We start from the raw sequence: 16,810 nt of genomic DNA on the forward strand, positions 1-16,810 counted from the left end.
TCTAGATTTTCTGTAGGCCGTGTAGGCGGATATGGTCGATCAGTTCGCGGTTCGACGGCAGCGCGCGCAGCATCTTGCGCGTGAGCTCGGCGGCTTCGCGGAAGTAGCCGTCGGCGCTGCCCGTGGAACCACGCCGCGTGATGCGTTCGCGGTCGGGCTGGAAGCCCATCCCGTACAGCACGTACTGCCAGCTGGCCGACGGGAAGACTTCCTCGATGCGGTTGAAGTCCAGGCGCGATGGCGGCCGGTGGCGCCACAGCGCCAGCAGTTCCTGCAGCCGCGCGGGAATCGTTTCGGCGCGGCGGTTGTCGTGCCAGTAATCCGAAGTACTGCCCGGATCCGTCCGGCCACTCAGCACATAGTGCAGCTTGAGGAATTCGATGACGCGTTCCCAGCGATAGGTAAAGGCGTCGTTGAAGCGCCGCGCCACGATGTCCATCGCCTCGCGCGTGGCCGGAAGATCGTCACTGACCATCGCCGCCGACATTTCCACCAGCGCCAGCGCGGAAGCTTCCAGCGGTTCGATGAAGCCGGCGGACAGGCCGATGGCGACCACGTTGCGGTGCCAGAACTGCTCGCGGTAGCCGGGCTGGAACGTCAGCTTGCGCGGCGCCGGAATATCGTCCTTGCCGATATAGGCGCGCAAATCCGCTTCCGCCTGTTCATCGCTCGTGTGCGCACTCGAATACACATGGCCGATGCCGCGCCGGGTCGGCAAGCCGATATCCCAGATCCAGCCGGCACGCTGCGCGGTGGAGGTGGTCTGCGAGGCGATCGGGCTGTCGTCGCGCTCGTAGGGCACCTGCACGGCCAGCGCGCTGTCGTTGAACAGCACGTCCTTGCGGTGCAGCAGCGGCACGCCGTAGTGGCGGCCCAGCAGCAGCGACTGCATGCCGGTGCAGTCGATGAACAGGTCACCAGCGAGGGCGCCATGTTCCCTGGTCTGCAGCGAGGCGATGTCGCCATTGTCATGGCTGTTGACGGCCGTGACGTGGTCCGGCACGTAGCGCACGCCCAGCTTTTCCAGGCAGTGCTTGCGCAGGAACACGCCGAACTTGCCGGCATCGAGGTGATAGCCGTAGTTGGCCACGGCGGCGAATTCCGGCGTGGCCGGCTGCTTCGGTGCGCGGCCATGCACGCACAGGTGCGGCTGGAAGCTCACCAGGTCGGCGAACGGCACGCCCGGAACATCGCGCTGCCAGCTTTCCACCAGGTCGGCCTCGCCGAAGCCCTGCGGCAGCACGAACGGATGGAAGTAGTAGTCTTCCGCGCCGCCGCCGCTGCGCCAGCCGTTGAAGCGGGATCCCTGCTTGAACGCGGCATCGCACTCGCGGAAGAACGCCGATTCGGACACGCCGATACGGTGCAGGGTGTCGCGCATCGATGGCCAGGTTCCTTCGCCCACGCCGATCGGCGCCACGTCCGGCGATTCGACCAGCGTCACGGTAAGCGCTGGATGGTCGGCGGCGATGACGCCGGCGGTCAGCCAGCCGGCCGATCCGCCGCCGACGATGACCACATGGTTGACCAGGCTGGAAACGGGCGGCTGGGACATGGGGAACCAAAATGAAAAGGTGGCAATTAGTCTAACCGAAAAACTAACGCTGGAAAGAAAAATCGGAGCGGCTCCGCTGCCTGCGAAGCCGCTCCCCTCTCATAGTATGAAAACGATTGTCAGAACTTGTAGCGCAGACCCAACATATAGCGCGCGCCAGCCTGCGTGGCATTGACCAGCATGCGCTCGTTACGGCCGTGCTGGCGCGTCGTTTCATTGGCCAGGTTGATGCCTTCGAACTGCATCGACAGCTGCGGCGTGATCGCATACCCCACCGACAGGTCGAACTGGCCGTAGGCTTCCGTGTAGACCGGGTTAGGACCCGCGCCATCGAAGGTGGAAGCGAGGAACTTGTCGCGCCAGTTGAACGCGGCGCGCACGTTCCACTTGTCGTTCTCGTAGATACCGATCAGGTTGGCCGAATCGGACAGGCCGACCAGCGCGAACTGCTCGCCGGCGCTGGCGTTGTCGAAGCCCAGGCCGGAATCGACATACGTGTAGTTGGCCGACACCCCGAAGCCGCTGTTGCCGAACATGTGCTGCACGTTCACCTCGAAGCCTTTCAGGCTGGCCTTCTTCTGGTTCGAGAACGACGTGATGCGGAAGTTCGCGAGCGGATCGCCCGGCTGGCCGACGATGGTGCCGGTGGCGTTGCCGGAGGCGTCATCCTTGCCTGGCGTGACGCCCGGCGCCGTCGGATGGTTGCGGAAGATGTAATTGCGGATGCAGGTGGTATCGGCGCTGGCGCAGCCGTTGGCCAGGGCCAGGTTCCACAGTGCCCCGCCCACCGGCGTGTGCAGGTTGAACGGGTTGGCGTCGACCTGGGACTGGCCGGCGTAGTTATCCAGGTTCTTCTTGAAGAAGCCCAGCGCGAAGAAGTTCTGCTTGCCGTAGTACCACTCGTACGACAGGTCGAGGTTTTTCGACTCCACCGGCTTCAGCCCCGGGTTGCCGGCAGTGCCGGTGCCGCCGTCCACGCGCGCCAGGTTACTGAGCACCGTGCCGCCCTGGATCTGGTCATAGCGGGGGCGCCCGATGGTTTCTCCGTACGACAGGCGCAGTTTCATGTCTTCGCGCAGTTCGATATCGGTATCGATGCTGGGCAGCAGGTTGTTGTACTTGCCGGTCAGCGTGGTGAAGTCCGGGGCGCCGAACTGCACCGGGAATTCATTCTGCGATACCCATGAGATGCCGGTGGCGGTCTGCACCAGCGCGGAAGAGACGATGTCGGTCTTCTCGTAGCGCACGCCGATGGCGGTGTGGATCGGCAGCGCCGTGTCCCAGTCGGTATTGAACTGCAGGTACAGCGCCTTGGATTTTTCTTCGGTGCGCTGGTCGGTATCCCAGGTGCCCTTGACCGAATACAGGTCCGGCCGCCCGGATGCCTTGATCGCCAGGTCGCGCACTTCACCGAAGTTGAAGGTGTAGAAGTTGTTGAACAGTTTCGGGTTGCCGGAGCCGTCGATCTTGTCGAAGTAGCCGCGCACGGTGGCCGGATGCCACACGCTGCTCGGGTAGTCGGCCGGGCTGGTGGCGCCGCCCCAGGTATCGCGCTGCATCGTCGAGAAGGCGGATCGGTTGTCGACCTTGGTGGCGGACAGGCCGAAGTTCAGCTGCGACGATTCCATCACTTTCAGGCGGCCCTTGAACTGGGCCTGGCTGATTTCGCCTTTCATGTAGCCGTTGCGGAACGCCGAGCCGGTCACCTGCTGCGGCGCGCGCGCGAAATCGGCACCGGCGATCGACAGGACGGGGAAATCCTCGCTGAAGTCGGCCGTGGTGTCGCCGCGGCTGAACGACGCGGTGCCCAGCACGTTGTCCGAACCCCACGGGCTGTCGGCCTGCGATTCGGCGGTGGAGCGGTGCACGTCCAGTTCCAGGCGCAGCGCGGAATTGACCTTCCACAGCGTGTTGAAGCCGACCGACTTGTTTTCGCTGACGGTGGCGAAGTCGGCGCCGCCCATGGCGATGTCGCTGGTCCCGGCAGGGAGGAACTCGGTGTACACCAGCGGGCCGGCGGCCGGGCCATCGGTCCAGCTGGAGGCGGACGGGCCGAAGTTGAACCATGCCGACAGGTCCTGGCGGCGCGTATGGATCTTGTTCTGCGAGTAGGTGTAGTCGAGCGTGGTGGTGAGATCCTTGCGCGGCGCGAACTGGAACGTCAGCTGGCCGTTGGTGCGCTCGCGCTGCACGCCGTTGAACGCGTAGTTCAAATTCTGCGGCAGCGAATACACGTCGTTGGCGCCGGGCCGGTTGGTGATGTTTTCCGAGCCGGGCGCGCCGGGCTGGGGAATCGTGCCGCCGACCGTGGAGCTGCCCCGGTACGGGCCCTTCCAGCCATTGCCCACGGATGCCGTGCTGTAGCCCAGGTTGCGTTCCTGGTAGCTGGCGGTGACCGCCACGCCGAACATGTTGTCGTTCCAGGTATTGCTGTAGATGCCCGAGATTTCCGGCGTCACGCGCTTGCCATCCTTGACATCGCCCGGCAGGTTCGAGGCCGACTTGTCGTAGACGCCTTTCACCCCGACGGAAGCCTGCATGCCGGGGCGGTCGAGCGGACGCGCCGTCATCACGTTCAGCGTGGCGCCGATGCCGCCGGTCGGCGTTTCGGCGCGGCTGGTCTTGTACACCTGCAGCTGCGACACCGCCTCGGAAGCGAGGTTGGCGAAGTCGAAGGCGCGGCCATTCAGGTCGCCCAGGTTCGACGTCGGCATCTGGCGGCCGTTCAGCAGCACCATGTTGAAGTCGGGGCCCACGCCGCGCACGGTGACCTTCGAGCCTTCGCCGATCGAGCGGTCGATCGACACGCCGGAAATGCGCTGCAGCGATTCGGCCAGGTTCGTGTCGGGGAACTTGCCGATGTCCTCGGCGACGATGCCGTCGACGATGCCGTCGGAATTGCGCTTCAGGTTCAGCGACGATTGCATCGATGCGCGGATGCCGGTCACCACCACCGATTGCACCGGCTGCGACGACGACAGGTCGGCGCCCTGGCTTTGGGCAGCGTCCTGTGCCCATGCCGGCAGCGCGGTGGCGGCGCAGGCGCTGGACACGGCCAGGGCGATCAGTTTCTGTTTGGTCCTTGGATAGTGCATGTGGTCTCCTGTGTTCTTCGTTCTTATGGTTTTCTACCGATGAGTTCCTGCCTGGCCGGCGCCGATCCATCCGGTCCGCCTTGCTTTCCAAGGTGTTCCAGAGGTGTATGGAAACGTTTCCATATCAGGCCGCTCAATGGTAGGTGGGCACTTCTACGTTGTCAATCGGAACAGATTTGTTGTTGGACGATACTGTTGTAAAAACTCATCTGGCGGGCTGGAAGACCCGCACGTACTCCACTTCCATGCGCCACGGCAGGCTGTCGTCGCGCACCGCGCCTCCGAGGTCGCCGCCCACCGCGACGTTCAGCAGCAGGTACTGCGGCCGGTCGAACGGCCACTTGTCGTAGTCGCCATCCTTCGGGTTCGCCAGTTCGGCGTAATTGCGCCCATCGACACCCACGAGGATCCGGTCGTTCGTCCACGTGAGCTGGTAGTCGTGGAAGGCGCCGCACGCGCCGGGCACCGTCGTCTTGCTGGTCTTGCCGGTACCACGCGGCCAGTTCTGCGCATTCGTGTAGATGCTGCCGAGGATTTCGCCGGGCTTGTGGCCCACGTGTTCCATGATGTCGATCTCGCCGTCGGCCGGCCACTTGCCGCCGGTGCCCAGCATCCAGATCGCCGGCCAGCTGCCCGGACCGCACGGCAGCTTCGCGCGCACTTCGATGAAGCCGTGCGTCCAGCTGGCCTTGCCCCGCGTGACCAGCCGTGCCGACGTGTAGGCCTGGCCGCCGTAGTCCGGCATCGACGCCAGCGCTTCCTTGCGGGCGGTGATGACCAGGCGGCCATGCTTCACTTCGGCGTTTTCGCGGCGCGCGCTGGTGTAATACTGCAGTTCCCTGTTGTGCCAGCCGGTGCGGTTGAATGCGGTGTCGTAATCCCACTTCGCCGGATCGGGCAGGCCGTCGACATCGAATTCATCCGCCCATGCCAGCTTCCAGCCGGGAGGCGCTTCCATGGCCGGCGCGGCGTCGGCCAGCGCCAGCAGCGCCAGGGACATGGCGGCAGCGATGCCGGTGGCGGTCGGTGAGCGTCGATGGAAAGCAGCCATGGTTCTCCGGATTGACGGCGCGGCAGGCGCATGCAAAGATGAATGTCGTTGTATGGTAACGTTTCCACTTTAACAGTGCAATCCGCGCCGCACTCTGCACCGCAGCATGCGTTGCGTTCTTGTCACATACCCGGGTACGAGATGAAGACAACCTTCTGGATCCTGCTGGCGCTGGCCGGCGCAGCCACCGGCGCCGGCGCCGCCGAAACCTTCCCCTGGCCGAACGGCGCGAAAGCGGCCGTCAGCCTGGCCTATGACGATGCCGCCGATTCGCAGCTCGATCATGCGATCCCCACGCTGGACAAGTACGGCGTGAAGGGCACGTTCTACCTCACGCTCTCCAGCCAGACCATCGACAAGCGCCTGGCCGAATGGCGCGCCGCCGCGCAACGGGGCCATGAGCTGGCCAACCACTCGCTGTTCCACCAGTGCCGGCGCTCGCTGCCGGAGCGCGGCTGGGTGGCGCCGCACCGCGACCTCGACACGACGAGCGTGGCGCAGATGAAGGACCAGGTCACGCTGGCCAACACGATGCTGTACGCGATCGACGGGCGGCGCGAACGCACATTCACCGCGCCTTGCGGCGACCTGCTGGCGGCCGGTGGGCAGGAGTACCTGCCGGCGGTGCACGCCGACTTCGTGGCGATCAAGGCGAGCGTCGGCCGCGGCGCCGTACCGTCGATGGCGAAGCTCGATCCGTACCGGGTACCGGTGGTGGCGCCCGTCGGCCTCACCGGCCAGCAACTGATCGCGATGGTCAAGGAAGCGGCGGACAAGGGCACGATGGTGGCTTTCACCTTCCATGGCATCGGCGGCGACCACCTCGCCAACTCGAGTGCCGCGCACGAGGAACTGGTGAAGTACCTGGCCGACAACCGCAAGGTGTACTGGACCGACACGTTCCTGAACATCATGAAGCATGTGAAGGCTCAATGAACCTAATGCCGTTAAGTTAAGCGTTACCCGGCGCATTGAGAGCGCGTGCATTCACTCCAACAGCGAAGGGCTGGGGTCAGGGAGGAGTACCGGCAAGCATGCCGGTACCGCGACGCAGGCTAGGAGCAGTGCTCCTCGAAACCCCTGCTCTGCCCCGGCGGGGTGTAGCAGGGGTTTCGCGAAGCATGCTTCGCGCCTGCGCAACGGTGCTGGCATAAATGCCAGCACTCCTCCCTGACCCCGGAATTTGCACTTGGGGTTTGCTTAACCAAGCGACACTACCCACTGGACCCCGGATGCGGCAATGCGCGCCCGGCGGGAAGGGCGCGGCATCCGCCGCGTTTGGCGCGGGCGGGTGAGTTCCAGTATGCTCGCCATGTTTTGTCAGCGGAACAGGAATTTCAGTGGCAACCATCAAAGACGTCGCCCGCCTGGCGGGCGTGGGCCTGGGCACCGCGTCGCGCGCGATCAACGGCAGCGGCCCGGTGTCGCCAGCCACGCTGGAGCGCGTGCGCAAGGCCATCGACGAACTGGGCTTCCGGCCGTCGCATGCGGCCCGGGCGCTGCTGTCCGGTTCGTCGAAGATGATCGGCGTGTACATCCCGGCGCTGTCCGGCACCTTCTTCACGCCGATCCTGCAGATCATCGATACCGAGCTGCGCGCGGCGGGGCTGCACATGGTGGTGGCGTTCGGCGTGGGCCTCGGCAATGCGCGCCGCCAGGCCCTGGAAGGCATCGAGTTCCTGATCGAACGCGGCTGCGATGGCCTGATCGTGATGACCAGCGCCCTGGACGAGGACGACCTCGCGGTGGCCGGCAGCCGGCTGTCGCGCCTGGTGGCGCTGAACCATGGTTTCGCGACCATCCCGGACCAGTGCTTCACGGTCGACCACATGCTGGGGGGCCGCCTGGCCGCGCGCACGCTGCTGGAGAACGGCCACCGCGACATCGCGCTGCTGACCGGCCCGATGGAGCTGGAAGACAGCGTGGCCCGCATCGATGGCTTTCTCGCCGAGCTGGCGGCGGCGGGCACCGACACCACCGCGATGTGGCGGCGCGAGGGCGACTTCTCGCCGGCCGCCGGCTGGGCCGCGGCGCGCGAGCTGGTGGCTTCCGGCCGAAAGCCCACCGCGCTGTTCTGCGCCAACGACGAGATGGCCGTGGGCGCGCTGTCGCATTTCCAGGAAGCGGGCATCCGCGTTCCGCATGACCTGTCGGTGCTGGCCTACGACGACACGCCCAGCGCGGAGTATGCGGCCCCGCGCCTGACGTCGGTGCGCATGCCATGGCAGCAGATGACGCTGAACGGCATCAACCAGCTGCTCAACCTGTGCTACGGCCTGAAGCGGCCGGTCGAGCGCGATTTCCCGGTAACGGTGACGATGCGGGCCTCGGTGGCGAAACTGGAGCGCCAGGGGTCACGATGAACCCAGGCGCGGTGCCCTTGCTAGAATAAGCCGCATCCATAAGCCGCATTTCCGCATTCCCGATGGCGGCTCACGAGGCCGGCCATCCGCCAGGAGCCCGACATGATCTTCCGCCAGCTGTTCGATCCAGTTTCATCGACCTACACGTACCTGCTTGCCGACGGCGGCGAGGCACTGCTGATCGATCCCGTCTACGAGCAGGTGCCGCGCGACCTGGCCCTGCTGCAGGAACTCGGCCTGGCGCTGCGGGCCACGCTCGACACGCACGTGCATGCCGACCATGTGACCGGCGCCTGGCGGCTGCACCAGCGCTGCGGCAGTGACATCGCGCTGGCCGCGGCCGCCGGCGCCGAACTCGTGGATCGCCCGCTGCGGCACGGCGACCGTATCGTGTTCGGTGCGCGCCACCTGGACGTGCGGGCCACGCCGGGCCACACCAACGGCTGCCTGACCTACGTGCTCGATGACGCCAGCATGGCCTTCACCGGCGACAGCCTGCTGATCCGCGGCTGCGGCCGCACCGACTTCCAGCAGGGCAGCCCGCAGCAGCTGTTCACTTCCGTGCGCGAGCAGATCCTGTCGCTGCCCGACAGCTGCCTGCTGTACCCGGCGCACGACTACCGCGGCATCACGGTCACCAGCGTGGCCGAGGAACGCCGCTTCAATCCGCGGCTGGGCGGCGAGGTCGACGTGGGCGATTTCACGGGCCACATGAACAACCTGCACCTGCCGCATCCGAAGATGATCGCGGTGGCCGTGCCCGCAAACCTGCGCTGCGGCCAGCCGGAAGGGGGCGCCCTGCCGCCGGAAGCGCCGGACTGGGCGCCGCTGACCCTGCGCTTTTCCGGCGTGTGGGAAATCGAGCCCATGGCGCTGCTCGAACACGGCGCCAAGGCGCAGATCCTCGACGTGCGCGAGGAGGCGGAATTCATCGACAAGCTGGGCCACCTGCCGGGTGCGCGGCTGGTTCCGCTGTCGCAACTGGCGGAGCATCTGGAAGCACTGGACAAGGAGCGCCCGGTGGTAGCCGTCTGCCGCTCCGGCGTGCGCTCGGCGCAGGCTTGCGTGCTGCTTGCCAAGGCGGGATTCGGCCAGGTGGCCAACCTGGCCGGCGGCATGCTGCGGTGGAAAATCGAGGGCATGCCGGTGGCGGCGGAAGCGTGAGCGTGGGCTGATACACTGGCGCCGGCCAGAGCGGCTGGCCCACCGTCGTGGCTGCTGCATCATGCGACAGCACCGATGCGACATGATCGACGCTACCTACCTCGAACGATGACAGGCATGCGATGAGACGTTTTGTACTGATCCCGGCGACCTGCCTGTTTCTCCTCTGCGGTACCGCGGCGGCGGCAAGTTTCGACTGCGCCCGCGCGGCATCCCGGTTGGAAAAGCTGATCTGCGCGAATCCGGAATTGTCGGCTCAGGATGAAACGCTGAACGCCGCGTACCGGAATGCACTCGGCCGCGCGGCCGACAAGGCCATGCTCCGGCGCGCGCAGCGCAACTGGCTCTACTCGCTTGACGCAGGCTGCGCCGATTCCCTCTGCGTGCAGGATGCGTTCTCGGAACGGATCCGGTTACTCGGTTCTCTGGCGGGTTCAAACGTGCCCGGCACGAACTGGACGGGCCATTTCGTGCGCTACTGGAAGGGCCGCGAAGACACGGACAGCGCGTCGATCACGGTCCTGCCGCTGGAAAATGGCCATCTCCATCTCACCGGCGAGGCGCTCTGGCTTGGGCCCGACGGCTACGAGGGGCAGGTGGCCACGGGGCAGATGACCGGATACGCCACGGTGCAGCCGGACGGCACGGCACTGTTCGAATCGGAGTACTGCAAGGCCCGGTTACGGCTGCGCGACGACGCGCTGGAAGTGTCCGGCGAATCCGGCTGCGGCGGCATACGCGTGACGTTCAATGGTGACTACCGCCGCCAGTGACCGGGCGCCGCCAACCGTAATCGCCTGGCCGGATCGCTCGGGTATAATCGCCTGTTGCATTCCAACCAACATCGAATCCATCATGTCCGTACAGATCCGAAATAATGTTCATGTCGCGGGGAACGGGTCGGCCACCATGGTGTTCGCGCACGGATTCGGCTGCGACCAGACCATGTGGCGCTTCCTGGCACCCGCCTTCGCCGAGCGCTTCCGCACGATCTCGTTCGATCTCGTCGGCAGCGGGCGATCCGATTTATCGGCCTATGACCGCGACAAGTACGGCACGCTGCACGGCTATGCGGACGACCTGCTGGAAATCCTCGATGCGTTCGCCACCGGCCCCGTGGTCTTCGTCGGCCATTCGGTCAGCACGATGATCGGCCTGCTGGCGACGATCAAGGCGCCGGAACGCTTCGTCGCCCAGGTCATGGTCGGGCCTTCGCCCTGCTACATCAACGATGGCGACTACGTGGGCGGCTTCAGCCGGGAAGACATCGGCGAATTGCTGGAAACCATGGATGCCAATTACCTGGGCTGGTCGAGCAGCCTGGCGCCCGCCATCATGGGCGCGCCGGGGCGCCCGGAGCTGCGCGCGGAGCTGACCGACAGCTTCTGCCGCAACGATCCCGAGATCGCCAAGCATTTTGCGCGCGTGACGTTCCTCTCCGACCACCGGGCAGACCTGCCGAAATCCACCGTGCCGGCGCTGATCCTGCAATGCAGCGACGACCTGGTGGCACCGCTGGACGTGGGCCGATACCTGCACCGCCACCTGCCGCGCAGCACCCTCCACGTGATCGACAACGTGGGCCATTGCCCGCACATGAGCGCACCGACCGAGAGCTCGCGTGTCATCGAGGGCTTCCTCGCGCAGACCCTGCGCTGATCGACGTGAACGGCGCGCTTCCCGGAGGCGATACCCTGTTCGAGAATGCCGCCTGTGCCCTGGTGGTTACCGGCGCGGACGGCGTGATCCTGCGGGCCAACGCTACCGCCTGCACGTGGCTGGGCTATGGGGAGGAAGAACTGGTCGGCAAGGTGCGCATGCGCGACCTGCTGCCGGTCGGCGCCCGGCTGTTCTATCACACGCATTGCCAGCCGATCCTGGAAGTGCAGGGATCGGTGGCGGAAATCCAGGTCAACCTGGTCAACCGCGGCAAGGAACGGCTGCCCGTGCTGATCAACATCGCGCGCCGCCAGGAGGGTGGCGCCAGCTTCGATCACTGGGCCCTGTTCAAGGCGGCCGACCGCCATGCCTACGAGCGCGAGTTGCTGGCCGCCCGCAAGGCGGCCGAGGCGGCGCTGGAGGCGCGCCGCGAAGCCGAGACCCGGCTGCAGGCCGCGAACGCCCGGCTGTCGGCGGCCGACCGGCGCAAGGATGAATTCCTGGCCACGCTGTCGCACGAATTGCGCAATCCGCTGGCACCGATGCGCAGCGCGCTGGACGTGCTGACGTTCAAGCTGGGAGACAGTGCCGAACCGCGCCTGATCCAGGCCTTCGACCGGCAATTGCGCCACCTCACACGGCTGGTCGACGACCTGATGGAAGTCTCGCGCATCACCCAGGGGCGCATGCAGCTGAGCCGCGCCACGGTGGAGCTCACCGCGCTGGTACGCGGCGCCGCGCACGACCTGGCGCCGATGATGGCGGCGGCACGGCATACCTTGCACGTCCACGTCGCCGACGGCCCGGTACTGGTCGACGGCGATGCGACCCGGCTGGCCCAGGTGGTGCTCAACCTGCTCGCCAACGCGGCGAAATACACCCCCAACGGCGGCATCATCGAACTGCACCTGGCGTGTGTTCCAGGCTTGGCGGAGATCCGGGTGCGCGACAACGGCATCGGCATCCCCACCGCCGCGCTGGCCACCGTGTTCGACATGTTTTCGCAGCTGGAACCGGCGCTGGACCGCGCCAAGGGCGGCCTCGGCATCGGCCTGGCGCTGGTGCGCGGCATCGTCGAACTGCATGGCGGCACGGTGGACGCGGCGAGCGAAGGCCCCGGCCGGGGCAGCGAATTCACGGTGCGCCTGCCGCTGGCGATGGGCGCGGCCTGCCCCGCGGCGCCGGCGCAGGACGATACGCCGCCGGCATCCGTGCGCATCCTGGTCGTCGATGACAACCAGGATGCGGCCGAAACGCTGACGATGGCCCTGACCATGTTCGGCTGCGAAACGCGCACCGTGCATACGGCTGGCGCGGCACTCGATATCGTTGCCGCCTTCCGGCCGGAGGTCGCGCTGCTCGACATCGGGCTGCCCGACATGAACGGCTATGAACTGGCACGCCGGCTGCGCCAGGCGCCGGGCGGCACCGCCATGAAGCTGATCGCCATCACCGGCTGGGGGCAGCAAAAGGACCGCGAGCTGGCACAGGCCGCGGGGTTCGACCACCACATGACCAAGCCCATCGAACTGGGCAAGCTGCGCGACCTCCTGGCCAGGGAGTTTCCCGACCGCTGAACGGCATGGCGCCCGCACGCTGGCGGGGCCGCGATTGCCACGGCGTGCCGTATTCGCGATTCAACGGATGGCGATCAGCGCGAACATCCTGTGCAGTTCACGCAACACCGTGCGCTCCGGCGCTACGGCCGGTGCGGCCTCGTCCGGGACTGCCGGCGCGGACGGGCCGCGTTCCGTGACCTCGACCGGCTCGTCGCGTTCCCTGGCCCGGGTAGCGGCGGACTGCTGGCGCACGGCTTGGCTGTTCATGATGATCTCCCCGTTGACGACGTTATCAAAACACTCAAATCCAGTATACCGGACAAAATATTCTTGTATACTGGATTTTGCATTCGATGCCACAGGAGCCCCGCCTTGTCCATGCCGCCACCCGCCATCGCGCCCGACGACGAACATTACTGGAGCGCCATCCGCCGCCAGTACACGCCTTCGCCCGGATTCATCAACCTGGAAAACGGCTATTTCGGCCCACCGGCCCTGCCGGTAAAGGCGGCGTTGCGCCGCTACCAGGAACAGGTGGACCGCGAGAATTCCTATTTCCTGCGCGTGCGCTTTCCCGAGCGGCTGGAACAGGTGATGGCGGCGCTGGCCGCGTTTACCGGCGCCGCGCGCGACGAGCTGCTGATCACCCGCAACGCGATGGAATCGCTGAACATCCTGGTCCAGGGCTATCCGTTCGCGGCGGGCGACGCGGTGCTGCTGGCGCGGCATGACTACGACAGCGTCATCGACACGTTCGGCATGGTCGGCGAGCGCAGGTCGCTGCGACTGGTGACGGTGGATGTGCCGCTCGATCCGGGCAGCGACGAGGAAATCGTGGACTTGTACGAGCGCGCCATCACGCCGCGCACGCGGGTGGTGCTGGTCACCCACCTGGTGCACCGCACCGGCCAGGTCATGCCGCTGGCGAAGATCGCCGCGATGGCGCGCCGGCGCGGGATCGACGTGATCGCCGACGCGGCGCATTCGCTGGCCCACATCGACTACACGGTGCCCGCGCTGGGCGTGGAATTCGCCGCCTTCAACCTGCACAAGTGGGTCGGCGCGCCGCTGGGGACCGGGCTGCTGTACATCGCCAGGCACCGCATCGCCGATATCGCCCCGCTGTTCGGCGACGTGGGGCACGCGCCCGGCGACATCGTGAAGCTCGGCCACTTCAGCGCGGTGCCCCCGGCCCCGGTGCTGGCGATCGAGGATGCGCTGCGCTTCCATGCAGCGATCGGCACGCCCAACAAGGAGGCAAGGCTGCGCTACCTGGCCCGGTACTGGATGGACCGCGTACGCGATGTGCCGGGAGTGCGCCTGTTCACGCCGCGCGACGCCCGGCGCCATGGCGCGCTGGCGTCGTTCGGCATCGCCGGCATGGCCGCCCGCGACGTGGCCGAACGGCTGATGCGCGACCACCGCATCTTCACCGTGGTGCGCGGCATCGGCGACGAGGAATGCGTGCGGGTGACGCCGCACCTGTACACCTCGCCCGACGATCTCGACGCGCTGGTGGCGGCGATCCGCGCGCTGGCGGGTTAAGTTACTGGCGGTCCACCACGGCGCGCGGGACAATGGCCGCCTGCATGACCTGGGCGATCAGGTAGCGCGCCGGGATGGTGCCGGGATTGTGATAGGTGCTTGGCTCGTCGAGGCGCATGACGAGGCAGTCGCCGGCGGCGAGGTCCCAGCAGCTGGTGCCGACGGTGATTTCCATCCGCCCCTCGATCATCCACAGCTGCCGGTCGATGTCCTGCGACGAGGTTTCATAGGCCACCCGCGCGCCCGCCGGGAAGGTGATCTCGACCATCTGGATCAGCGACGGCACGGTGGGCGACAGGGTGCGGCGCACATAGCCCGAACCCGGGTCGGTCCAGACCGGTTGCTCATCGGCGCGCGCGATCGGCGACGTCGCGTCGACCGGCCGCTCGAACAGCGAAGCCACCGGCACGCCGAGGGCGGCGGCCAGTTTGTCGAGCACCGTCGCCGTGGCGCTGCTTTCACCGCGTTCGATCAGGGAGATGTTCGACCGGCTCACGCCGCTGTGTTCGGCCAGCACCGCGAGGGTCATGCCGCGGGCGCTGCGCAGTTCGCGCAGGCGGTGGGCGATGATTTGATTGATATCCATGGGGCGCGAGTATACAGCCACAGCACACGCCCAGCCGGCCCCGCAGCCGTACCGCGATCGATCCCGCGCGCGGCTAGAATACCGCCATGCCCCGCAAATCTCCGATCTTCCCCGGGCCCCGCACCGCGCGCGGCGCCGTCCTTGCCGTCCTGCTCTCCAACGCCGACCAGGCCGGCGCCGAACCGCTGCGCGGCCGTGTCACGCTGGCGGCCATCGTGCGCGCGCTCAAGCGCAAGTACCACTGGCCGATCGACACGACGAGCTTCCCGTCCAACGCCGCCGATGGCCGCGCCACCTGGGCCACGGTGTACAGCCTGCCGCCCGACGTCATCGACGCCGCGCTGGACGAGAAGGGGCGGGACTGGCTGAAGGCGGCATCGTAGGAAGTATCGTCACGCAATGCACGTCACGCCCGGAACGCCTCCTGTGACGGCTTGCCGGTGCGCTTACCGAAGGGCTAACCGAAGGGCTTCATCCAGCGTTCATGAAGGATTCATGAAGGGCTTGCTGGCGAGCGCGTTAAATCGCTTGTCGCTAAAATAAGATTGTGACAGCATTGCCGCCGCTTCCACTACCTTTTGAAGGAAACATGATGACACCGCACCGGCTGGCCTTTGCAGCAGCACTCCTCCTTGCAGGCGCCGCGCACGCCCAGGTCGTCGAGCAGGCGCCCGGTACGTTCACCGCGCCGGGACAATCGGCCACGCAAGCCCTGTTCGACAAGGCTTACCGGCCCTATCCCCATGCCTATGGCGGTAACGAGGCGGCCAGTCCCAACGACAAGGTATTCCAGGAGCGTTTCAGGCGCGACCCGAGGCTGCTCGGCGGCTACCAGCTGACGCCGAACCTGGCCATCGAGGCGGGTTACGTGTACCTGCTGGACCGGGGCTTCCACCGTATCGATGCGTTCGAGCCGGACAACGCGCTGGGCAGCCTGAGCACCAGCAACTTCAGCAGCCACCTGGCGCTCAAGTACTCGCTGCCACTGACCGACAGGCTGACTGCCTTCGGCAAGGTGGGCGTCGCCCACAGCGTGATGACCCCGAGCCTGAATGCGGTGGCGCTGGACAAGGCCTATGACACCGACAAGCCGGCACGCAAGAAGGAAGCCGACAGGGGCCGCTACCTGGGCGTGGGCGCGCAGTACAAGCTGAGCGACAAGGCATCGATCGACGCGCAGTATGGCAGCCACGGCGACGCGGCCGGCAAGTGGGGCAAGGCGACCAATTCCACCGGCGCCAGGGCCAACCTCAAGATCGGCTTCTGACGGCACGCGCACCGGATCAGCGGCGGTGCTTCTCGAAGAACCGCCAGATCGCTTCGTTCGCATCGAGATCGCGGCTGGTTTTCCCGATCGGCAGGCCGACGTTGAACGGGTCGGCACCGGGCCACGTGTGGCCGCCTTCCCGGATCGTGGCCAGCGCCACGCTCTGCTGCCCGTTGCCGGCCTCGATCCATGTCACGCTCGTTCCGTCGCCGGCATCCGTGTCGATGACGCGGCGGCTTGCACCATCCGCCGCATCCTCGGCACGGAGACCGTTCCGCTTCAGCCAGTAGCCATACGTGTCTTCCGCCGACAGGTAGCCGGCCGGCTTGCCGGCGTACGCCACCACCTCGTCGGCGGTGCCGTGCACCAGCAGCATGCCGACCCGGCCGGGATTCGCATGGTGCTGCACCACCGGTTCCGGCATCGGCGCCCCGACCGGGGCCACCGCGGCGAACAGGTGTGGCAGTTCCGCCGCGATGCGCAGCGCGAAGAAGCCGCCGCGCGACAGGCCCGTGGCGTACACCCGCCGCGGGTCGACCCGGTAGTCCGCCTTCAGCTTGTCCAGCAATGCCGCCGTAAAACCGATGTCGTCGGTGCCTTCGAGGTAGGACATGCCGAAACCCACGTTCCAGTCCCCCTTGATGCCGGCCGGGTAGACGACGATGAAGCCGTGCCGGTCGGCCGCGCGGTTCATTTGCGTGTACAGCATCTGTTCGGCCATCGTCATGCCGCCGCCGTGGAAGTTGAAGACCACCGGAAAAGCCTGGTTCGGCGCGGCCGCATACGCAGGCGGCGTGTAAACGAGGTAGCGGCGCTTTTCTTCCTTGTGGACGAGCGATTTCACCTGGGCGAGTACAGGAACGGCGGTGCAGGCGAGGACGACGAGGCTGAGCAGGATCTTCATGGGCGTACGGTGTGGGTTGACCAGTACGCAGCATAGGAAGCCGGCGGTGAAATCGTGGTGAA

The 16,810-nt window shown here is 66.5% G+C and carries 15 protein-coding genes; 9 read left to right on the top strand and 6 right to left on the bottom strand.

From position 1 onward, the window contains the following. Position 1: 1 nt before the first annotated feature. The 3 genes from OU994_RS01545 to OU994_RS01555 form a co-directional block, all read right to left on the bottom strand. The gene (locus OU994_RS01545; protein ID WP_281609351.1) at positions 2-1,555 is read right to left on the bottom strand and encodes a tryptophan halogenase family protein; all 1,554 of its coding nucleotides are present in this window, start codon (positions 1,553-1,555) and stop codon (positions 2-4) included. 119 nt (positions 1,556-1,674) lie between these two features. Then, positions 1,675-4,650 carry a TonB-dependent receptor gene (locus OU994_RS01550; protein ID WP_281609352.1) on the bottom strand — a complete coding sequence of 992 codons (2,976 nt, stop codon included), beginning with the start codon at positions 4,648-4,650 and terminating at the stop codon, positions 1,675-1,677. 205 nt (positions 4,651-4,855) lie between these two features. Continuing rightward, complete coding sequence (locus OU994_RS01555; RefSeq protein ID WP_281609353.1) at positions 4,856-5,701, bottom strand: glycoside hydrolase family 16 protein; 846 nt, start codon at positions 5,699-5,701, stop codon at positions 4,856-4,858. A gap of 141 nt (positions 5,702-5,842) precedes the next feature. On the opposite strand from OU994_RS01555, the gene OU994_RS01560 reads away from it, so the two are divergent. From OU994_RS01560 to OU994_RS01585, 6 genes are all read left to right on the top strand, one after another. Further along, a complete protein-coding gene (locus OU994_RS01560) occupies positions 5,843-6,637 on the top strand; it encodes a polysaccharide deacetylase family protein (protein ID WP_281609354.1) in 795 nt (264 codons plus the stop codon). Positions 6,638-7,041: 404 nt separating this feature from the next. Next, positions 7,042-8,064: a LacI family DNA-binding transcriptional regulator gene (locus OU994_RS01565; protein ID WP_281609355.1), complete on the top strand. Its 1,023-nt coding sequence runs from the start codon at positions 7,042-7,044 to the stop codon at positions 8,062-8,064. A 102-nt stretch (positions 8,065-8,166) separates the two neighbouring features. Next, entirely contained in the window at positions 8,167-9,228 is a 1,062-nt protein-coding gene (locus OU994_RS01570) for a rhodanese-like domain-containing protein (RefSeq protein ID WP_281609356.1), read from the top strand. Between the two features lie 122 nt (positions 9,229-9,350). Continuing rightward, entirely contained in the window at positions 9,351-10,001 is a 651-nt protein-coding gene (locus tag OU994_RS01575) for a lysozyme inhibitor LprI family protein (protein ID WP_281609357.1), read from the top strand. Positions 10,002-10,083: 82 nt separating this feature from the next. Beyond that, a complete protein-coding gene (locus OU994_RS01580) occupies positions 10,084-10,887 on the top strand; it encodes an alpha/beta fold hydrolase (protein WP_281609358.1) in 804 nt (267 codons plus the stop codon). Between the two features lie 5 nt (positions 10,888-10,892). Continuing rightward, positions 10,893-12,464 (top strand): ATP-binding protein, encoded by a 1,572-nt coding sequence (locus tag OU994_RS01585; protein ID WP_281609359.1) that lies wholly within the window; start codon positions 10,893-10,895, stop codon positions 12,462-12,464. Positions 12,465-12,524: 60 nt separating this feature from the next. Here OU994_RS01585 and OU994_RS01590 read toward each other — a convergent pair whose 3' ends face one another. After that, positions 12,525-12,713 carry a hypothetical protein gene (locus OU994_RS01590; RefSeq protein ID WP_281609360.1) on the bottom strand — a complete coding sequence of 63 codons (189 nt, stop codon included), beginning with the start codon at positions 12,711-12,713 and terminating at the stop codon, positions 12,525-12,527. Positions 12,714-12,824: 111 nt separating this feature from the next. Here OU994_RS01590 and OU994_RS01595 point away from each other — a divergent pair, with 111 nt between their 5' ends. Further along, positions 12,825-13,991: an aminotransferase class V-fold PLP-dependent enzyme gene (locus OU994_RS01595; protein ID WP_281611559.1), complete on the top strand. Its 1,167-nt coding sequence runs from the start codon at positions 12,825-12,827 to the stop codon at positions 13,989-13,991. 1 nt (position 13,992) lies between these two features. Here OU994_RS01595 and OU994_RS01600 read toward each other — a convergent pair whose 3' ends face one another. Continuing rightward, positions 13,993-14,577 carry a helix-turn-helix domain-containing protein gene (locus tag OU994_RS01600; protein ID WP_281609361.1) on the bottom strand — a complete coding sequence of 195 codons (585 nt, stop codon included), beginning with the start codon at positions 14,575-14,577 and terminating at the stop codon, positions 13,993-13,995. A gap of 86 nt (positions 14,578-14,663) precedes the next feature. On the opposite strand from OU994_RS01600, the gene OU994_RS01605 reads away from it, so the two are divergent. Both OU994_RS01605 and OU994_RS01610 read left to right on the top strand, forming a co-directional pair. Beyond that, positions 14,664-14,960 (top strand): hypothetical protein, encoded by a 297-nt coding sequence (locus OU994_RS01605; RefSeq protein ID WP_131148471.1) that lies wholly within the window; start codon positions 14,664-14,666, stop codon positions 14,958-14,960. A gap of 206 nt (positions 14,961-15,166) precedes the next feature. Beyond that, entirely contained in the window at positions 15,167-15,844 is a 678-nt protein-coding gene (locus tag OU994_RS01610) for an outer membrane beta-barrel protein (RefSeq protein ID WP_281609362.1), read from the top strand. Between the two features lie 16 nt (positions 15,845-15,860). Here the strand turns inward: OU994_RS01610 and OU994_RS01615 are convergent, their stop codons facing one another. Further along, complete coding sequence (locus OU994_RS01615; RefSeq protein ID WP_281609363.1) at positions 15,861-16,748, bottom strand: PHB depolymerase family esterase; 888 nt, start codon at positions 16,746-16,748, stop codon at positions 15,861-15,863. Positions 16,749-16,810: the final 62 nt, after the last annotated feature.

The sequence above is a fragment of the Pseudoduganella sp. SL102 genome, from assembly GCF_027856995.1.
Taxonomy (GTDB): domain Bacteria; phylum Pseudomonadota; class Gammaproteobacteria; order Burkholderiales; family Burkholderiaceae_D; genus Rugamonas; species Rugamonas albidiflava.

Bases quoted from the DNA above. Each gene is read 5' to 3' on its own strand.
- OU994_RS01545 (WP_281609351.1), bottom strand. From the start codon at position 1,555: ATGTCCCAGCCGCCCGTTTCCAGCCTGGTCAACCATGTGGTCATCGTC.
- OU994_RS01550 (WP_281609352.1), bottom strand. From the start codon at position 4,650: ATGCACTATCCAAGGACCAAACAGAAACTGATCGCCCTGGCCGTGTCC.
- OU994_RS01555 (WP_281609353.1), bottom strand. From the start codon at position 5,701: ATGGCTGCTTTCCATCGACGCTCACCGACCGCCACCGGCATCGCTGCC.
- OU994_RS01560 (WP_281609354.1), top strand. From the start codon at position 5,843: ATGAAGACAACCTTCTGGATCCTGCTGGCGCTGGCCGGCGCAGCCACC.
- OU994_RS01570 (WP_281609356.1), top strand. From the start codon at position 8,167: ATGATCTTCCGCCAGCTGTTCGATCCAGTTTCATCGACCTACACGTAC.
- OU994_RS01575 (WP_281609357.1), top strand. From the start codon at position 9,351: ATGAGACGTTTTGTACTGATCCCGGCGACCTGCCTGTTTCTCCTCTGC.
- OU994_RS01580 (WP_281609358.1), top strand. From the start codon at position 10,084: ATGTCCGTACAGATCCGAAATAATGTTCATGTCGCGGGGAACGGGTCG.
- OU994_RS01590 (WP_281609360.1), bottom strand. From the start codon at position 12,713: ATGAACAGCCAAGCCGTGCGCCAGCAGTCCGCCGCTACCCGGGCCAGG.
- OU994_RS01595 (WP_281611559.1), top strand. From the start codon at position 12,825: ATGCCGCCACCCGCCATCGCGCCCGACGACGAACATTACTGGAGCGCC.
- OU994_RS01600 (WP_281609361.1), bottom strand. From the start codon at position 14,577: ATGGATATCAATCAAATCATCGCCCACCGCCTGCGCGAACTGCGCAGC.
- OU994_RS01605 (WP_131148471.1), top strand. From the start codon at position 14,664: ATGCCCCGCAAATCTCCGATCTTCCCCGGGCCCCGCACCGCGCGCGGC.
- OU994_RS01610 (WP_281609362.1), top strand. From the start codon at position 15,167: ATGATGACACCGCACCGGCTGGCCTTTGCAGCAGCACTCCTCCTTGCA.
- OU994_RS01615 (WP_281609363.1), bottom strand. From the start codon at position 16,748: ATGAAGATCCTGCTCAGCCTCGTCGTCCTCGCCTGCACCGCCGTTCCT.